Here is a 14,557-nt window from a genome sequence, read left to right on the forward strand (position 1 = left end):
CAGCGCTCACTCAGACGGTGGTCTAGTCCGTCAGGTTCCGCTCCGCGTAAATTTTCATCGCGTCGCGGATGTACTCGGCGGTGCCGGGGCCGTGCTTCTCGTCGTACTTGCCGTATCGCGGATCGTCGACGTACAGCTGGCCGATCCCGGCGAAGTAGCACTTCGACACCTTCCCCGCCGCCGGTTCCAGCCAGGCGTGCAGCCGGGCGGTCACGGCCTGGGTCTCCTCCGAACCAGCGTCGTGGCCAGCCGCGCGAGCCGCTCCGTACGCGGCCGAGATGTCGAGCTGTTCCTGCTGGATGGCCTCTTTTTCGGCCTCGGTCAGCGATCGGTACCACTGGTCTGCCTTGCGGTAGGCGTCCGCGCCCCAGCGCTGGGTGACCTCCTCCTGGTACTGGGTGTGGTCGAACCCGTCGAACATTTCCTCTGCCATCAGTTGTTCACCTCCCTTCAGTTTCCGCAGCGTGGTCCGCACGGACGCGATCTGCCGCCCGATCCGCTGCTGCTCCTGCTCCAGCAGCGAAAGGTGCGTTTCGAGCGCGGCGGTGCCGTCGCGCTCGCCGTCGAGCACTTCGGCGATCGCCGGCAGGCCGAGGCCGAGTTCGCGCAGCAGCAGGATCCGCTGCAACCGGACGAGCGACTGCCCGTCGTAGTAGCGGTAGCCGTTGCCGCCGATCCGGGTCGGCGGCAGGAGTCCCACGGCGTCGTAATGCCGCAGCGTCCGGCTCGTCGTTCCCGCGATCCGGGCGATGTCCTGGATCGACCATTCCGTCCTGACCACGTCTTTGACGGTAGAGGTTGACGCAGCGTCAAGGTCAAGCCGAAAGCCCGCTAGAGATGTATACGGCTATCTAGCATCAGAACAATATTGGGCTAGGTATCGCTAGCTCGGTTTGGCGGCGAGCGTTCCGGGCGATTCCGGTTGTAGGTTCGAGGTCCAGGATTCCCAGACCAGAGAGGCGAGACCGTGATACTGCGCCGGGTGGCCCGTCCACTGCTCGCGTCGATCTTCGTGTCCGGCGGCATCGGGGCGCTGCGCGACACCCAGGGCCACGCAAAAGCCGTCGAACCGTTCTTGACCAGCACCTTCGACAAAGTCGAGGGCATGGTCCCGGACCAGATCCCGCGCGATCCGGCCACCCTGGTGCGGATCGACGCGGCGGTCAAGATCGGGGCCGGCCTCGCGCTGGCGAGCGGCAAGATGCCGCGGCTGGCGGCGCTCGCGCTGCTCGGTTCGCTGGTGCCCACCACGCTGGCCGCGCACCGGTTCTGGGAGGCAAAGGACCCGGGCGAGAAGCAGAACCAGCAGGTCCAGTTCTTCAAGAACGCGTCGCTGGCCGGCGGGCTGCTCTTGGCCGCGGGAGACACCGAGGGCAAGCCGTCGCTCGGCTGGCGGGCCCGGCGCGCGGCGAAGAAGGCCGGCAAGCGCGCTGAGAAGCTGAGCCGCCGCGCCGAAAAGTCGCTGACCGACTGAATCCCGGTTCAACCGTCCGTGAAGGGCCCCTTGCGGGAATCCAAGTCCCGCAAGGGGCCCTTCACGGACTGGTTACTTCTCCAGGATCGCGGTGACGCCCTGGCCGCCCGCCGCGCAGATGGAGATCAGGCCGCGGCCGGACCCCTTCTCGTGCAGCAGCTTCGCCAGCGTCGCGACGATCCGGCCGCCGGTCGCGGCGAACGGGTGCCCGGCGGCCAGCGAGGAGCCGTTGACGTTGAGCTTCGTCCGGTCGATCGAGCCGAGCGGCGCGTCCAGACCGAGCTTCTCCTTGGCGAACGCCGGGTCCTCCCACGCCTTGAGCGTGGCGAGCACCTGCGACGCGAACGCCTCGTGGATCTCGTAGAAATCGAAGTCCTGCAAGGTCAGTCCGGCGCGGTCGAGCATCCGCGGCACCGCGTACGCCGGGGCCATCAGCAGACCCTCGCTGCCGTGCACGTAGTCGACCGCCGCGGTCTGGCTGAACGTCAGGTACGCGAGCACCGGCAGGTTGTGCGCCTTCGCCCACTGCTCGGTCGCCAGCAGGACGGCGGACGCGCCGTCGGTGAGCGGCGTCGAGTTGCCCGCCGTCATGGTGCCGTCCGGGCCGCCGTAGACCGGCTTGAGCTTGGCCAGTTTCTCGACCGAGGAGTCCGGGCGGAGGTTCTGGTCGCGCGTGAGCTTGAGGAACGGCGTCACCAGGTCGTCGAAGAACCCGCGCTCGTAGGCGGCGGCGAGGTTGCGGTGGCTGGTCGCGGCGAGTTCGTCCTGCGCCTCGCGAGCGATCTCCCAGACCTTCGCGGTGAGCGCGGCGTGCTCGCCCATCGACAGGCCGGTGCGCGGTTCGGCGTTGCGCGGGATCTCCGGCACGATGTGGCCGGGCCGGATCTTCGAGACCAGCTTGAGCCGGTCGGCCAGCGTCTTCGCGGCGTTGAGCTGCACGAGGATCTGGCGCAGGTTCGCGTTGACGGCCAGCGGCGCGTCGCTGGTGGTGTCCACGCCGCCGGCGATCGCCGAGTCGATCTCGCCGAGCGCGATCTTGTTGGCCACGTTGATGACCGCCTGCAGGCCGGTGCCGCAGGCCATCTGCACGTCGGACGCCGGGGTGGCGGGCGAAAGCTTGCTGCCGAGCACGCTCTCCCGGGCGAGGTTGAAGTCCTTGGAGTGCTTGAGCACCGCGCCCGCGGCGACCTCGCCGATCACCTCGCCCTGCAGCGAGAACCGGCTGGCCAGCCCGTCCAGCGCGGCGGTGAACATGTCCTGATTCGAGGCGCGCGAGTACGGGCCGTTCGACCGCGCGAACGGGATCCGGTTCCCGCCGACGATCGCGACCTTGCGCACCGACGGGGTTTTCCTGGTCGCCATGCCGTCCACCTCTCTGAGTCGTACCGCTCACACTGTAACCTACTAGCGAGTAGGTTAGACTGGGACGTGACGCAGACTGCACGGGAGGCACGTGATGGCGGACAGGTACCAGCAGTTCACGAAAACCCCGTTGGGGAAGTTCGTAGTGCCGAAGCTCGGCCTGCCCAATCCCGCGACGCTGCGCCGGTACCGTCCCGGCCAGCCCGCACTCGAGGGTCCCGCACTTCTCGGCGCCGCGCCTGGCGGACGGCTGGAGAAGACCGTCCGCGCGCAGCTCACCGACGCCGGCATCGAGGTGCTCAGCGCGGCCGCTGATCGGCAGGCGGCGCTGGTCTTCGACGCCACCGGCATCAAGGACCCGGGGCAGCTTCGCGAGGTGTACCGGTTCTTCCACCCGGTGATCCGCAAGATCGGGCCGTCCGGGCGGGTGCTCGTGCTCGGCACGCCGCCGGAGCTGGCCGAGGGACGCGAGCGGATCGCCCAGCGCGCGCTGGAGGGCTTCGTCCGTTCGGTCGGCAAGGAGCTCAAGCGGGGCGCGACGGCGCAGCTGGTTTACGTGGCCGAAGGCGCGGAGGAAGCCGCCGAGTCGACGCTGCGATTCCTGCTGTCCGCGAAGTCGGCGTTCGTCGACGGACAGGTGATCCGCGTCGGCACGCACGCGAAGTCCGCGCCCGCGCCGGCGAACTGGGACAAGCCGCTGGACGGCAAGGTCGCGCTGGTCACCGGTGCGTCGCGGGGCATCGGCGAGGCGATCGCGGAGACGTTGGCCCGCGATGGGGCGCACGTCGTGGCGCTGGACATCCCCGCGCAGGGCAGCGATCTGTCCGCGGTGGCGAACCGGATCGGTGGTTCGGCGTTGCAGCTGGACATCACCGCGGCCGACGCGCCGGCCAAGCTCGCCGAGTACCTCACCGAGCGGCACGGCGGCGTGGACGTGGTCGTGCACAACGCGGGCATCACCCGGGACAAGACGCTCGGCAACATGGCCGAGGGCGGCTGGGACTCGGTGATCGCAGTGAACCTCGCTTCGCAGCTCGCGGTGAACGACAAACTGCTCGGCGACAAGATCCTGCGCGAGAACGGGCGGATCATCGGGGTCTCCTCGATCGCCGGCATCGCGGGCAACGTGGGCCAGACGAACTACGCGACGTCGAAGGCGGGCGTAATCGGGATGGTCAATGTCGGTGCGCCGCAGCTCGCGGAGTACGGCGGCACGATCAACGCGGTCGCCCCCGGGTTCATCGAGACCAAGATGACCGCCGCGGTGCCGCTGTTCATCCGCGAGGCCGGACGGCGGCTGTCCAGCCTCGGCCAGGGCGGCCTGCCGGTAGACGTCGCGGAAACCATTGCCTGGTACGCGAACCCGGCGTCGGCTGCGGTCAACGGGAACCTGGTCCGCGTGTGCGGCCAGGCGCTGCTGGGAGCGTGACATGGCCGTTCGCGAACTGACGAGCGCGCCGAGCTTGGCGACGCTCTACCCGAAGGCTCTGCTTCGCCGGGGCGGCGGTTCGACGCTGCCCGCGACGGAACTGGTGCGCCCGGAGGTCGTGGTCGACCCGGAGCACGTCGCGGCCTACAACGAGGTCTGCGGATTCCGGTTTTCGGACGAGCTGCCGGTGACGTATCCGCACATGCTGGTGTTCGGGCTGCAGATGGCGTTGATGACCGAGCCGGACTTTCCGTTCCCGCTGCTCGGCTTGGTGCACGTGGAAAACCGGATCACTCAGCACCGTCCGCTGCGCCTCGGCGAGACGTTCCGGGTGAGCGTCCGCGCGGAAAACCTGCGCCCGCACGAAAAGGGCCGCCAGTTCGACATGGTGAGCGAGGCACGGGCCGGCACCGAGGTGGTGTGGACCGAGGTGTCGACTTATCTGCACCGGTCGGGTTCCGGCTCGGCCCCGGCGGCGCGCACCCAACTGACGCCGCCGACGCCGACCGCGCTGTGGGCCATCCCGGGCGACATCGGCCGCCGGTACGCGGAGGTGTCCGGCGACCGCAACCCGATCCACCTGCACCCGCTGACCGCGCGGATGTTCGGCTTCCCGAAGGCGATCGCGCACGGCATGTGGACGAAGGCGCACGCACTGGCGTCGCTGGAGGGCCGCCTGCCGGACGCGTACACGGTGACGGTGCGGTTCAAGCAGCCGGTGCTGCTGCCCGCCCGCGCCGCCTTCACGGCCTGGCAGACCGCGGATGGCTGGGCGTTCGAGCTGTGGCACGCACGGAAGCCGAAACCGCATCTGGACGGGGTGGTCTCAGCCCTCTGAGGGCTTCCAGACCTGCCCCTCCACGAGGTCGTTGAACCCGAGCCAGACCAGGTTCATCAGCCAGGACGCGAGCACTCCGTCGGAGATCTCCGGGTGGTCAAGTGCCCAGTCGGCCAGCGATTCCGCCGCGCCGACCAGCGCCGCGGCCAGCCCGGGGCCGGAGAACTCGGTCTGCTCGCCGAGTCCCTTGCGGGTGCCCGCGGCCACCACGAGCGCGGCGACCAGTTCGATCGCCCGCGTGCGCATCGCGGTGATCTCCTCGGCAAACGTGCCGCCGACGGTCAGCGCTTGGCGGTGCAGCACGGTCCAGGACTCGCGGTATTCGGCGACGAACCGGTAGAACGAGCGCAGGCCGTGCCAGAGCTGCATGTCCGGCGGCAGGTCGGCGTGCACGCCGGCCTGGATCGCTTCCAGCAGCCGGGTCGCCTCGCGCTGGATGCACTTGCCGAAAAGGTCTTCCTTCGAGCCGAGGTAGGTGTAGATCATCGGCTTGGAAACGCCCGCGACCTCGGAGATCTCGTCCATCGACGCCGAGTGGTAGCCGTGCTGGGAGAACACCCGCACCGCGGCGTCCAGGATCTGGCGTTCACGCACCGCCCTCGGGAGCCGGCGGGCTCGCTCGGGTGGGCGCTGTTCTTCGTCGGGCACGTGCGGATTCCTCCCTCTCACTGGCCTGGACGGTACCTGGCACCAGGGGGGAGGCGTTGCTTGCCGGGCTACCTACTCGCCGGTAGCCTTAGGTCGGAAAGTTCCGGAAGGGGTAACTGATGGCGGACAACCCGGAGGCGACCAGCGCTGACCTGGCCAGCCTGCGCGGAGCCGCGCTGCTGGACGCGCTGGATCGCACCGAAGCAGTCGACGCGAGCGCGCTCGACGTGAACGCGGTCGCCGACGCCATCGACCCGCGCGAGCTGGGCCGCGCCGACATGAACCGGCTGCTGGCGGCTCTGCTGCGGCTGTCCGAGGAGGTGCCGGCGTTCTCGCTGGCGAAGGTCGACCCGGCGAAGTTCGCCACGCTCGTCGCACGCGCGTCGCGGGCGCAGCTAGAGGCGGTCGTCGCCGAGCGGCCGTTGCGTGAGCGGGTGCTGGACGAGATCTTCGAGCGCATGGGCGCGCATATCCGTGCGCGTTCGCTGCACGCGGTAGTCCACTGGCGACTGTCCGGCGGCATCGGCGACGGCGGTTACGACCGCTACGAGACGGTCCTTGCCGAAGGGACCTGCACGGTGTCCCGCGAAATGCGCGAGAAACCCCGGGTGACGATTACGCTTTCCCCTGTGGACTTCTTCCGCATCATCACCCACCAGGCGACGCCCGCGGTGCTGTTCGTGACCGGAAAACTCAAGGTCAAGGGCGACCTCGCGTTCGCGGCCGGCCTGGTTGGCCACTTCGACCTGCCCCGCCCGGCCTGAGTCATGGTGCGCAGACGCTCGCGAGCCGCGCACCCGCCCGGCGAGCACGCGGTCAACGGGTTCGCCCGGACGCTCGTGGTGGGCAAGCTGACCCCGGAGCAGTTCGTGCGGGTCCTGGAGACGCTGCACATGCTGGGCGAGGCGGGGGCCGGCATCGAAATCCCGTCGCTGACCACGCAGTCGCTGGTCGACGTGGTCGCGGCCGCGTCGCGTGAGCAGCTGAAAGGCATCGCCGACCACGCCGAGCTGCGCGCGGTGTTCCTGGACGAGATCTTCCGGCGAATGTCGGAACACTTCCGGCCGGAACGGGCCCGGCACGTGGACGTCGTGGTCTCCTGGCGCTTCCCCACCGGCACCGACGAGGAGTTCGACCGCTACCAGACGGTGATCGAGGACGGGCTGTGCGTGTCGAGCACCGACCTGGCCCGGACGCCGGACACCACCATCACGGTGGCGGTAGAGGATTTCATCCGGATGGCGACCGGCAACGCCGCGGTGGCGGCGATGTTCGTGACCGGGAAGGTGAAGGTCAAGGGGGAGTACGCACCGGCGGTCCGGTTGTCGGGGTACTTCGACATTCCCAAGCCCAGCGGGTCGGCTTAGCTGACCGCAGTTCGACCGCGCGTGTGTCGAGGCAGTCTCTCGGCCCGAAAAGCGTGCACCGAGTCGTGAGCTGCTCGTCGGATCTCTGCCTCAAGCTGTTCGTTCTCAAGCGTCTCGAAGGACATGAATGCACCGAGTCGCAGCAAGCGTTTGAGGAAGTCCTTCAAAAGGTCCGTCTCGTTCAATCCGCTGGTGTCGATCTCGTTCCACACGTAGAGGATGGCGCGGACAAGCTGAGGACTGCCGCCAAGCGTGCGTCGCCGAGCGTAGATTTGGTCGAAAGCTCCTTCTCCCAGGATATGTAGTGCTGCGTACGGAGTGGCGCTCGCCGGATCGTGGACCAGATGCGCACGCCACCAGAGACGGCCAAAAACGTGGCGCGTCAGGTCCTTGGCGAGAAACCGCTCGTCGGTCCGGCTCTCGAACCGCCAGAACGAAATGTCGGGCATTAGTATGAGAGCGAGGAACACCCAGATGTCCCTGGCTGCTGCCTCAGCCGGAGCCAGACCGGTAGTCCGATGGAGCAGTTCGCCGACTGCACGGTCGAATTCGGTTCGAGCGCTCGTCGTCGTTTTATCAGGGAAGCCTGCCACTCGTGCAACATCTACCACGGCCTGGCGCAGTCGTTTCAGATCCGTCTCCGGTACGCGATCCCCACCGGTAGCCGCGTAAACAGCGGCGTCGTGTCGAAAACTCACGTGCTGCATGAGGTCTTCGATCGACAAGGTCTTGTACTCTCCGTAGAGGTTATGCGCCTCGCGGGGTAGTAAACGTGGGTAGAGAACACTCATCAGTTCTCCTCCAGAATACGAACGGCGTGCTGCAACTCGGTGGCGAATGTGGCTGGAGACTGCTGCTGGGTACGGCGCAGGTGAGCCACGCTCTGTTCGGCAAACAGTCGCGCAATCAGACTCTGCAGGGTGCTGCCCATGCTGTCCTCGCCGTAGTCGGCGGCTAAATCGAAGTCAGGCTCATGCAACGCGTATTCGACCAAAGTGCGGGCGACGTCCGCGTGGACTGTCGACAACACCACGCGGTCGACTGGTTTCGGCTTGGCGGCGTTGCGCAGCGCATCCACTACAACTTTTTTCCGCTCGTTCACCAGTAGCAGCAGCGCTCCCATGGTGGCTGTCTCTAGGCCGCCGCCGACCTGGAGGTGCCAGCCAGCGTCTTCGGGATACTGGGTCTTCGAGAAGTCGACCACCGCTATTGGGAAGAGGGGCGCGTCGCCCTGGAGCCGAGTGCTGTAGTGATCTGCCCACAGTACCGACCCGGCCCGACGAGCGGAGGCCAACGCCCCGGAGTCGCAGTACTCCGCGAGGACCAACGAGGTCTCCAGTTCTAGCACGCCGCCAAGCTGGTCCCCGGACAACAGTGCGTCGAGCTTGACTTCGACAGTGCCCGTCTCGGGCAGCGGAATCCGAGATCCTGCTGCTTTAAGTCCCGAGCCAGTGGCGGTCCACACCATCGCGAGGGTGAGTTTGGCGGACGGAGGCAGACCAGTAGCTCGGCGTACGAGGTCCACGTCGACTCTGATCTGTCGCCGCACTGGTAGATCCATTCGATAGTCCCAGTCGCTCAGAGCGGTTGGCAATTCGACGGGTACGTCGTCGATCAGCCACTGCCAAGGTCCGGCCACTACCGAGTCCGCAGCGGCGAGACGGTATGGCGGTGCCTGCCTGCTCACGAGGTAACCTCCGCGCGTTCAGTAACCACCGTGATCTCGGTCATCGTGTCCGGTGCGGGCCGAACAAGGACTCGCCATGTTTTGCCGTCACCATCGAGTGACAGCGCCGGAGCTCGGTGCAGTGTCCCGTCCGGTCCCTCCCAGCCGAAGAACTCCGGTTCGTCTGCCCCACGCGGAGGATCGGTTTCGCGACCGCTGGTGCCCGCTAGCGTCACCCCGAGCTCCGCGACGCATCGGTGTACGCCGGGAGTGGAGATCCGGAAAGCCTGGATGAGGACCAGGTGTCCGGCGCGTATCTCGTAGTAGGGAGCATCGACGTACTCGACGCGCGCTCGCCGGCTGCTTGATGGGCTCGGGCGCAAGGCGATCGGATGGGTGTCGTTGCTCTTGTCGCGCAGGACTGGCTCGGCGGTCGAGCCACTGGTCGTTGTCGAGCCATAGAGGTCGCCGGTGTGCTGCGATGCGACCGGCTCCTGAGTCGGCGATACGGGCCTGAACGCCGTTCGGTAGTCCGATGCACCGCCGCTTCCCCAGGAGCCTGCTACCAGGTCGGAGAACGCGCGGCTGGCGGCGCCTAACGCGATCTCTGAAGAGCTAGCGCGGACGCGACCGTCGAGCTCGACTAGCTCTTCCACTGATTCCCGGATCCTGGTGAAGGTGGTCTTGACGAAGGTCTTGTCCCAACCGTCGAGGGACTGCCAGTGCCACGCGTCGTGCGTCGGAGGTTCCGACGCAGCGAATGTGCTGTCGAGTGCCGTGTCCGAACGGAAGACTCCCGCGTAGGAGACGTACTCGGCCGCAGGCTTTGGCCCCTCGTAATATGTCACGACCAGTTCGGCTGTGCGCATCAGGCAAACGTGGTGCACGGTAGTTCCGATACCTGACGCCGTACCTGCGGCTGTTTCATCGAAGGGCGGCAGGAACCGTTTCACGAGCCCCAGTTGCCCGAGCTTGGCTCTCGGTTTGCGGCACTCGATCGAACGCGCGTCCTGTGAGCGCATTGCTTCGTAGGCGGCGACGAACATGTCCAGCGGGCTGGTCTCGCGCGGGTCCGGGACTGCGATGGTGATTCCGTCGCACTGTACCGAAAATCTCATGGGAGGATTTCGATTGGGCTCTGCGAGCATTTTCGGCCAGAGGTTCCACGCGATCGTGTCGGCCAGGTAATCGCCCGCTTCCTCATTCGTGCGGTCACCCAGATCGGGATCGATGACTACGATGGTCGTACCGGTCTCATCGGGGCCGAACTGGCGTAGGCCCAGCTGTTCTGCCGCTTCATCGGCCTCGACATTGACGAGCGGTTCGACTACACCGTCCGGAGAGGGAGCTCCCCACCAGTGGCGACCAGTGAATCGGTGCCCGCACAGCCCTTCGCCTTCCGCGTAGCTTTTCCAGAGAGCGCATCCTATTAAACGGGTTTCGTATCCGGTCTCGACTCGGCACCGCGTGTGCACGAGCACGGTTCCTGGCCGGCTCAGGAGGTAGAAAACCCCTTTGCCGAAACCGTAGGTGCCGCCGCCGAGTTCAGTGTCGCGTGGTTCGCCAATATTTCGGACAAAGGAAACGAAGTCATGGTTCTCCACGACCGCGTTATCTGCTCGGGTGGGTCCGCCCAGCCCAGTCGTGCCGCGGTCCGACACAGTCAAGATACGAATGGATGGTCCCGTGAGCGACTTTCGCAGTGGCAGGTTCTCGGGCGCAGGCAATCGGCGGGCGAGTAGTTCCCGCCAGGCATGCGCGTGTGCCGCGCCCACGACTCGTAGGTCTAGGCGGTAGTCGACAGTGGCCCCGTCCGCACGGGCGTCCCAGCTGTTTTGTGCCGATTCTCGTACCAGTACAGTCAGCAGATCAAGCTCGGGACGGCCGAGTTGATTGCGGATGCCTTCCGCCGCGCTCGCCCCTTCTGGCGGAAATCGTTGGGAGTGCCAAGAAGCATCGGTCACGCGTTCTCCTCGGTGATGCGATGAACCCGACCGCGGATTCCGTCCAGGTCGACGACCGCGGGACGTTGGCCAGAGAGGTCCAAGGTGTATTCGAGGTCAGCGACGTCGGGGGGCACCACATGCGGGTCGATCCGGGGAAATTCTTCGTGCACTTCGTACCACCGCTGCTCCCGGATTTCGAAGCGTATGTCGTGGTACCGGCCGGCGTCTGCGGGCAGGTAGCCCGCCTCGGCGAGTTTGAACAGAAGACCAGTGTCGTCATCGCTGGCCTGTCGGGTCTTCCCGACGAGTTCAGCGAGGGTCATGCCTCGCTCCGGGACGCGCTCCAGCCGGATCCACACCAGGTCGAGACTCCCGTGAGCAGGCGGTTGGAGTTGGTTGATCCCGTGTATTCGGACAGTCCGGTTCCGGTCAGCTGTCGAGGTCTTCACCTCGATGCTGTGTGACCCGACCGCGAAATCGTGTCGGCTGCCCGACGGGCCTGTCCAGAAGTCGACCGCGGTGCTCTGTTCGGCCAGCAACTCGTTGAGCACGATCAGCTCGCCGAACAGCCCGGCGAGCTGACCGACGCCCAACGGTGCGGGTGCATGCCGGAATAGGTCGCGCCAGCGGTTCAGTACAGTGTAGAACGCTTTGAGCGGACGCTCGGGTGCGATCTCAACTGCGGCGAGCACATCCGAGACCAGGCCGGTGAAAACCTCGTCCAGGTCCCTCCGAAGACAGCCGAGATCTGCGTAACGCTCGTAGGTATCACCGTTCTCGAGCGGGCGCTCACGGACGGCGAGCGCTGTGCCGCCACGGTCTATTCGGACGTGTTGATTGGCGGTCAATGGCACGAGGACGTGCCGATTGCCCATGTGATCTACTGCCGCAAGAACTGCACCGGACGGGGTCGTTACCGGAAGTTCGGAGGTCCGAACGTGATCAGGTCCTGACGTCCCTTCTTCCTCGAGGCGCGTCCAATGGTCGTCGACGACCTTCCGGAGCGACTCGGTCATCAGGCGTCCACCGCGTCGAGAGCGCTCAGATCTTCCTCCTCGATACGAACCTTGGCCAGATCGGTCGCGACGTACTCCCACTCCACGGTCGAATCGTCAGCCGACGGGGCGGGGAAGACGAGGCCGACGCCGATCACGTCCTCTGCTGCGTTCAGAGCCCGCCGGTTGTCCTTGCGGTGGGCGGAGGGTTCTGAGTTCTTGTCGATCGCATATAGTGCGAGCAGCGCGGTGGTCGGGCTTTGTTCGTGGCGGAGCGCTTTGATTTTGTCCTCAGTCAGCTCGCCTTTGACCCCGGACGTATCAAGATCGATTGCCGCATCTCTGCGACTCATCAGTGTTTTTATGTCGACAACAGCGGGGTCAGCTCCGTTAAGGGCGGAGCGGGTGACCATGCGGACTGTGTATTCGTTCGCGAAGGTGAAGGTATTTGGTGCTTCTTCGCCCGCGGAACCGCCGATAAGTGCGACATTCCAGTCCCGGAGCGCGCCAGACATGGAGATGCGCTTCGCGATGTAATCAGTCAGCAGACGCGAGTTGCACTCCTGCGACTTCTTGTGGAAGCAGTAGTTGCTCAAGAACTCGACGATCAAGTCGTGCGGAACGCCCCGGATCAGTTTGTCTTGCGAGCGGACATTCTGGTCTTCACGGCCTTCGGTCGATGATTTCTCGACCAATGTGCGTGCCGCCGCCTGGTTGGCTCGCAGCCAATCACGGTCGGTGCTGAAGTACCGAGTTTGAACTCGCTGGCCACCGTACGCCGACGCGGATGGCACCGCGTTCGTCATCTTGGCCGCTGCGGTGACACGAAGCGAGGGATGGGTGCGCAGGCGTACGGCGAATGTCATCGGAGTCTTGTCTTCGACCAGATACACGTCAATGTCTCGGCGCATCTCGCTCTCGACGGTCGCGATGTGGCGGAACCAGTCGCGCAGCTCGTCAGTCATCCAGATTCTCGGCAAATCGGCATAGCCGTTCCGAAAGCCGAACCACCGGCCCATCTGGAGCAGAGTGTCGTATGCGGACACGGCACGCACGAAGAAACTGACGGCGAGACCTTCGAGCGTAAGCCCGCGAGACAACGTGTTGCCGCCTACCGCAATCGCGACGACTGGGCCATTCTCGTAGTCCAGGCGATCTTTGCTTCCCGAGTTATCCATGATGATTCGGCAGTCGCGCAGGACATCGGGCAGCGCCTGCTCCAGCTCCTCGAATGCGACCTTCTGCTCGCTGAACTGCTCTGCGGGTACCCTCGCGGCTTCATGATCCCAAATCTGTCGCAGCTCCTCGCGCAACTCTGGGTCTCCGGAGCGGAGCAGCGTTTCGCTGTCATCCCGAAGTTCGCTCAGCGGGAATTTGAAGCTGTTGTGCACAGCGGTGTTGACGCTGGTGTGTATCAGCATTGTCGAGTGCGGATTCCCGGTCTTGCGCACTCGACGTGCTGCGGTCGACAGCCAGAAGTACAAGATCGCGCCGCGGAGGCTGTCGGAAATTACCGGATGAAACCCGTCTGTGTCCGCTCGTGAGCTCGGGCGTACGAGGTCTACTTCATGCCTTGGGACCTCTCGAATCATGTCATATCCCGCAGGCACGTCCTCGGGATCCTCGCCGTCCATGACTTCGCGTCCGAAGAGTACTTCGGTACCGAAGTGGCCCTGAGGCTTGGGCAGGTTAACGATGAAGTGCTCCGGGTAGAGATCCTTGGCGGCAGGGTCGATGAGCAGGTTGGCGAAGGGCGTCGCGGTGTACCCGATGTATCCAGACTTTGGCAGGCGGTTGAGGATCTCGCAGATCAGCGGGTTGATTTTGTCGGTAGCGACCGTTGCCTGATCGGCTTCATCGTCGATGATAAGAGCTGGGCAGTCGGACAGATATTCGGCGGCTGTCTCTAGCCACGCTGAGAACTTCTCTAGCACACGCGGGTTCTTTTTGATCACGCACAGGACATGCTGTTTGTTGTTCCTGGCCAGGTACGCGGCTGCGTTGGCAGGTGGTGTGAAGTCCTTGTCTGGATCGGTTAGCTGGAGCCAACGTGACCGATTGGGGTTTACGAGCTGCTGCACAAGGCGTAGTTGTGTCTGCCGGCGCAAGCCGTTGTGGATACCAGCGAGAACGATGAAGAGTTTGTATCCGCGGTCGGCCGCCTTCGCCGTAACCGCCGTGAAATTCGTGGTCTTCCCAGACTGTACGTAGCCGACAACGAGTCCCTTGGTCGAGAACTGCCGCTCCTGCGGATGGCTCAAGAGGGAAACGACCTTGGTGGATGCGTCGTCGAGATCGGCGAGGCTCTCGCTCGACCATCCGGACTTCCGCAGCATCTCCTCGAGCGCGGGCCAGTACTTGTCCCGTGGACGAGGACCGGTGTACCAGGTGAACCGATTGCCGAGGACGACGCTGCGCGGCTCCTCCCGCTCCCTGATCCTGATCGTCTCGTGTTCGTGCCGGTCCGCGATCCTCAGCAGCAAATCCTCGGTCGCGCCGAACAGCTCCATCTTCTTCAGCGCGCTTTCAGGAGTGCCGGAGTCCACCAGGTCGAGGAACGCCGAGTACTGCTGGTCGAACTCGTTGGTCACCGGTCCTCCATCTGCATGTCCAGTCTGGGGTGCCCTCGCCGTCTTGCCCAGAGTAGGGGCACGTCGGCTGCCTCGTCAGTGCATCGCGCGAAGGCCCCTTGGCCAAGAGGGGAAAACCTGCCGCGGCCGCTCTCCACGATCACTCACGTCGCGTGGACGGCCGCCTCCGTTACCCCACTTGGTCACGAATTCATCACGGAGGGCGATAGGTCGAACTGGCGTGTCGAATGGGTGTTCGCGT

Annotated in this window: 13 protein-coding genes; 5 read left to right on the forward strand and 8 right to left on the reverse strand. The window is 65.4% G+C overall.

The genetic code is table 11. The features are described from left to right. Positions 1–22: 22 nt before the first annotated feature. Positions 23–781, reverse strand: a complete 759-nt coding sequence (locus tag AMYBE_RS0133740; RefSeq protein ID WP_020663807.1) for a MerR family transcriptional regulator — start codon at positions 779–781, stop codon at positions 23–25. Positions 782–967: 186 nt separating this feature from the next. Between AMYBE_RS0133740 and AMYBE_RS0133745 the strand changes: the two genes are divergently transcribed. Continuing rightward, the gene (locus tag AMYBE_RS0133745) at positions 968–1,474 is read left to right on the forward strand and encodes a DoxX family protein (RefSeq protein ID WP_020663808.1); all 507 of its coding nucleotides are present in this window, start codon (positions 968–970) and stop codon (positions 1,472–1,474) included. 72 nt (positions 1,475–1,546) lie between these two features. Here the strand turns inward: AMYBE_RS0133745 and AMYBE_RS0133750 are convergent, their stop codons facing one another. Continuing rightward, positions 1,547–2,836, reverse strand: a complete 1,290-nt coding sequence (locus AMYBE_RS0133750; protein WP_027928284.1) for an acetyl-CoA C-acetyltransferase — start codon at positions 2,834–2,836, stop codon at positions 1,547–1,549. A gap of 94 nt (positions 2,837–2,930) precedes the next feature. On the opposite strand from AMYBE_RS0133750, the gene AMYBE_RS0133755 reads away from it, so the two are divergent. Further along, positions 2,931–4,265: a 3-oxoacyl-ACP reductase gene (locus AMYBE_RS0133755; RefSeq protein ID WP_020663810.1), complete on the forward strand. Its 1,335-nt coding sequence runs from the start codon at positions 2,931–2,933 to the stop codon at positions 4,263–4,265. A 1-nt stretch (position 4,266) separates the two neighbouring features. Next, positions 4,267–5,103, forward strand: coding sequence for a MaoC/PaaZ C-terminal domain-containing protein (locus AMYBE_RS0133760; protein ID WP_020663811.1), 837 nt, complete (start codon positions 4,267–4,269; stop codon positions 5,101–5,103). Here the strand turns inward: AMYBE_RS0133760 and AMYBE_RS0133765 are convergent. Further along, on the reverse strand, positions 5,092–5,751 hold the full coding sequence (locus tag AMYBE_RS0133765) for a TetR/AcrR family transcriptional regulator (RefSeq protein WP_027928285.1): 660 nt from the start codon (positions 5,749–5,751) through the stop codon (positions 5,092–5,094). The two genes, AMYBE_RS0133760 and AMYBE_RS0133765, sit on opposite strands and share 12 nt — an antisense overlap. Before the next feature lie 119 nt (positions 5,752–5,870). Between AMYBE_RS0133765 and AMYBE_RS0133770 the strand changes: the two genes are divergently transcribed. Both AMYBE_RS0133770 and AMYBE_RS0133775 read left to right on the forward strand, forming a co-directional pair. Then, entirely contained in the window at positions 5,871–6,515 is a 645-nt protein-coding gene (locus AMYBE_RS0133770; RefSeq protein ID WP_020663813.1) for an SCP2 sterol-binding domain-containing protein, read from the forward strand. 3 nt (positions 6,516–6,518) lie between these two features. Then, a complete protein-coding gene (locus AMYBE_RS0133775) occupies positions 6,519–7,118 on the forward strand; it encodes an SCP2 sterol-binding domain-containing protein (RefSeq protein ID WP_020663814.1) in 600 nt (199 codons plus the stop codon). Here the strand turns inward: AMYBE_RS0133775 and AMYBE_RS45250 are convergent. The 5 genes from AMYBE_RS45250 to AMYBE_RS0133805 are packed head-to-tail and all read right to left on the reverse strand — an operon-like array spanning position 7,115 to position 14,316. Next, entirely contained in the window at positions 7,115–7,909 is a 795-nt protein-coding gene (locus AMYBE_RS45250) for a DUF6339 family protein (RefSeq protein ID WP_154676382.1), read from the reverse strand. The two genes, AMYBE_RS0133775 and AMYBE_RS45250, sit on opposite strands and share 4 nt — an antisense overlap. Further along, positions 7,909–8,805 carry a hypothetical protein gene (locus tag AMYBE_RS45930; protein ID WP_211226887.1) on the reverse strand — a complete coding sequence of 299 codons (897 nt, stop codon included), beginning with the start codon at positions 8,803–8,805 and terminating at the stop codon, positions 7,909–7,911. The genes AMYBE_RS45250 and AMYBE_RS45930 overlap by 1 nt, the downstream gene beginning before the upstream one ends. Continuing rightward, positions 8,802–10,748, reverse strand: coding sequence for a hypothetical protein (locus AMYBE_RS45255; protein ID WP_154676383.1), 1,947 nt, complete (start codon positions 10,746–10,748; stop codon positions 8,802–8,804). The genes AMYBE_RS45930 and AMYBE_RS45255 overlap by 4 nt, the downstream gene beginning before the upstream one ends. After that, positions 10,745–11,746: a PD-(D/E)XK motif protein gene (locus AMYBE_RS0133800; RefSeq protein WP_027928286.1), complete on the reverse strand. Its 1,002-nt coding sequence runs from the start codon at positions 11,744–11,746 to the stop codon at positions 10,745–10,747. The genes AMYBE_RS45255 and AMYBE_RS0133800 overlap by 4 nt, the downstream gene beginning before the upstream one ends. Continuing rightward, entirely contained in the window at positions 11,746–14,316 is a 2,571-nt protein-coding gene (locus tag AMYBE_RS0133805; RefSeq protein ID WP_020663820.1) for a Z1 domain-containing protein, read from the reverse strand. The genes AMYBE_RS0133800 and AMYBE_RS0133805 overlap by 1 nt, the downstream gene beginning before the upstream one ends. Positions 14,317–14,557: the final 241 nt, after the last annotated feature.

This window comes from Amycolatopsis benzoatilytica AK 16/65 (genome assembly GCF_000383915.1).
Classification (GTDB): Bacteria; Actinomycetota; Actinomycetes; order Mycobacteriales; family Pseudonocardiaceae; genus Amycolatopsis; species Amycolatopsis benzoatilytica.

Excerpts from the sequence above, each read along its gene's own strand:
- AMYBE_RS0133755 (WP_020663810.1), top strand. The coding sequence starts at position 2,931 with ATGGCGGACAGGTACCAGCAGTTCACGAAAACCCCGTTGGGGAAGTTC.
- AMYBE_RS0133775 (WP_020663814.1), top strand. The coding sequence starts at position 6,519 with ATGGTGCGCAGACGCTCGCGAGCCGCGCACCCGCCCGGCGAGCACGCG.
- AMYBE_RS0133770 (WP_020663813.1), top strand. The coding sequence starts at position 5,871 with ATGGCGGACAACCCGGAGGCGACCAGCGCTGACCTGGCCAGCCTGCGC.
- AMYBE_RS0133750 (WP_027928284.1), bottom strand. The coding sequence starts at position 2,836 with ATGGCGACCAGGAAAACCCCGTCGGTGCGCAAGGTCGCGATCGTCGGC.
- AMYBE_RS45250 (WP_154676382.1), bottom strand. The coding sequence starts at position 7,909 with ATGAGTGTTCTCTACCCACGTTTACTACCCCGCGAGGCGCATAACCTC.
- AMYBE_RS0133800 (WP_027928286.1), bottom strand. The coding sequence starts at position 11,746 with ATGACCGAGTCGCTCCGGAAGGTCGTCGACGACCATTGGACGCGCCTC.
- AMYBE_RS0133760 (WP_020663811.1), top strand. The coding sequence starts at position 4,267 with ATGGCCGTTCGCGAACTGACGAGCGCGCCGAGCTTGGCGACGCTCTAC.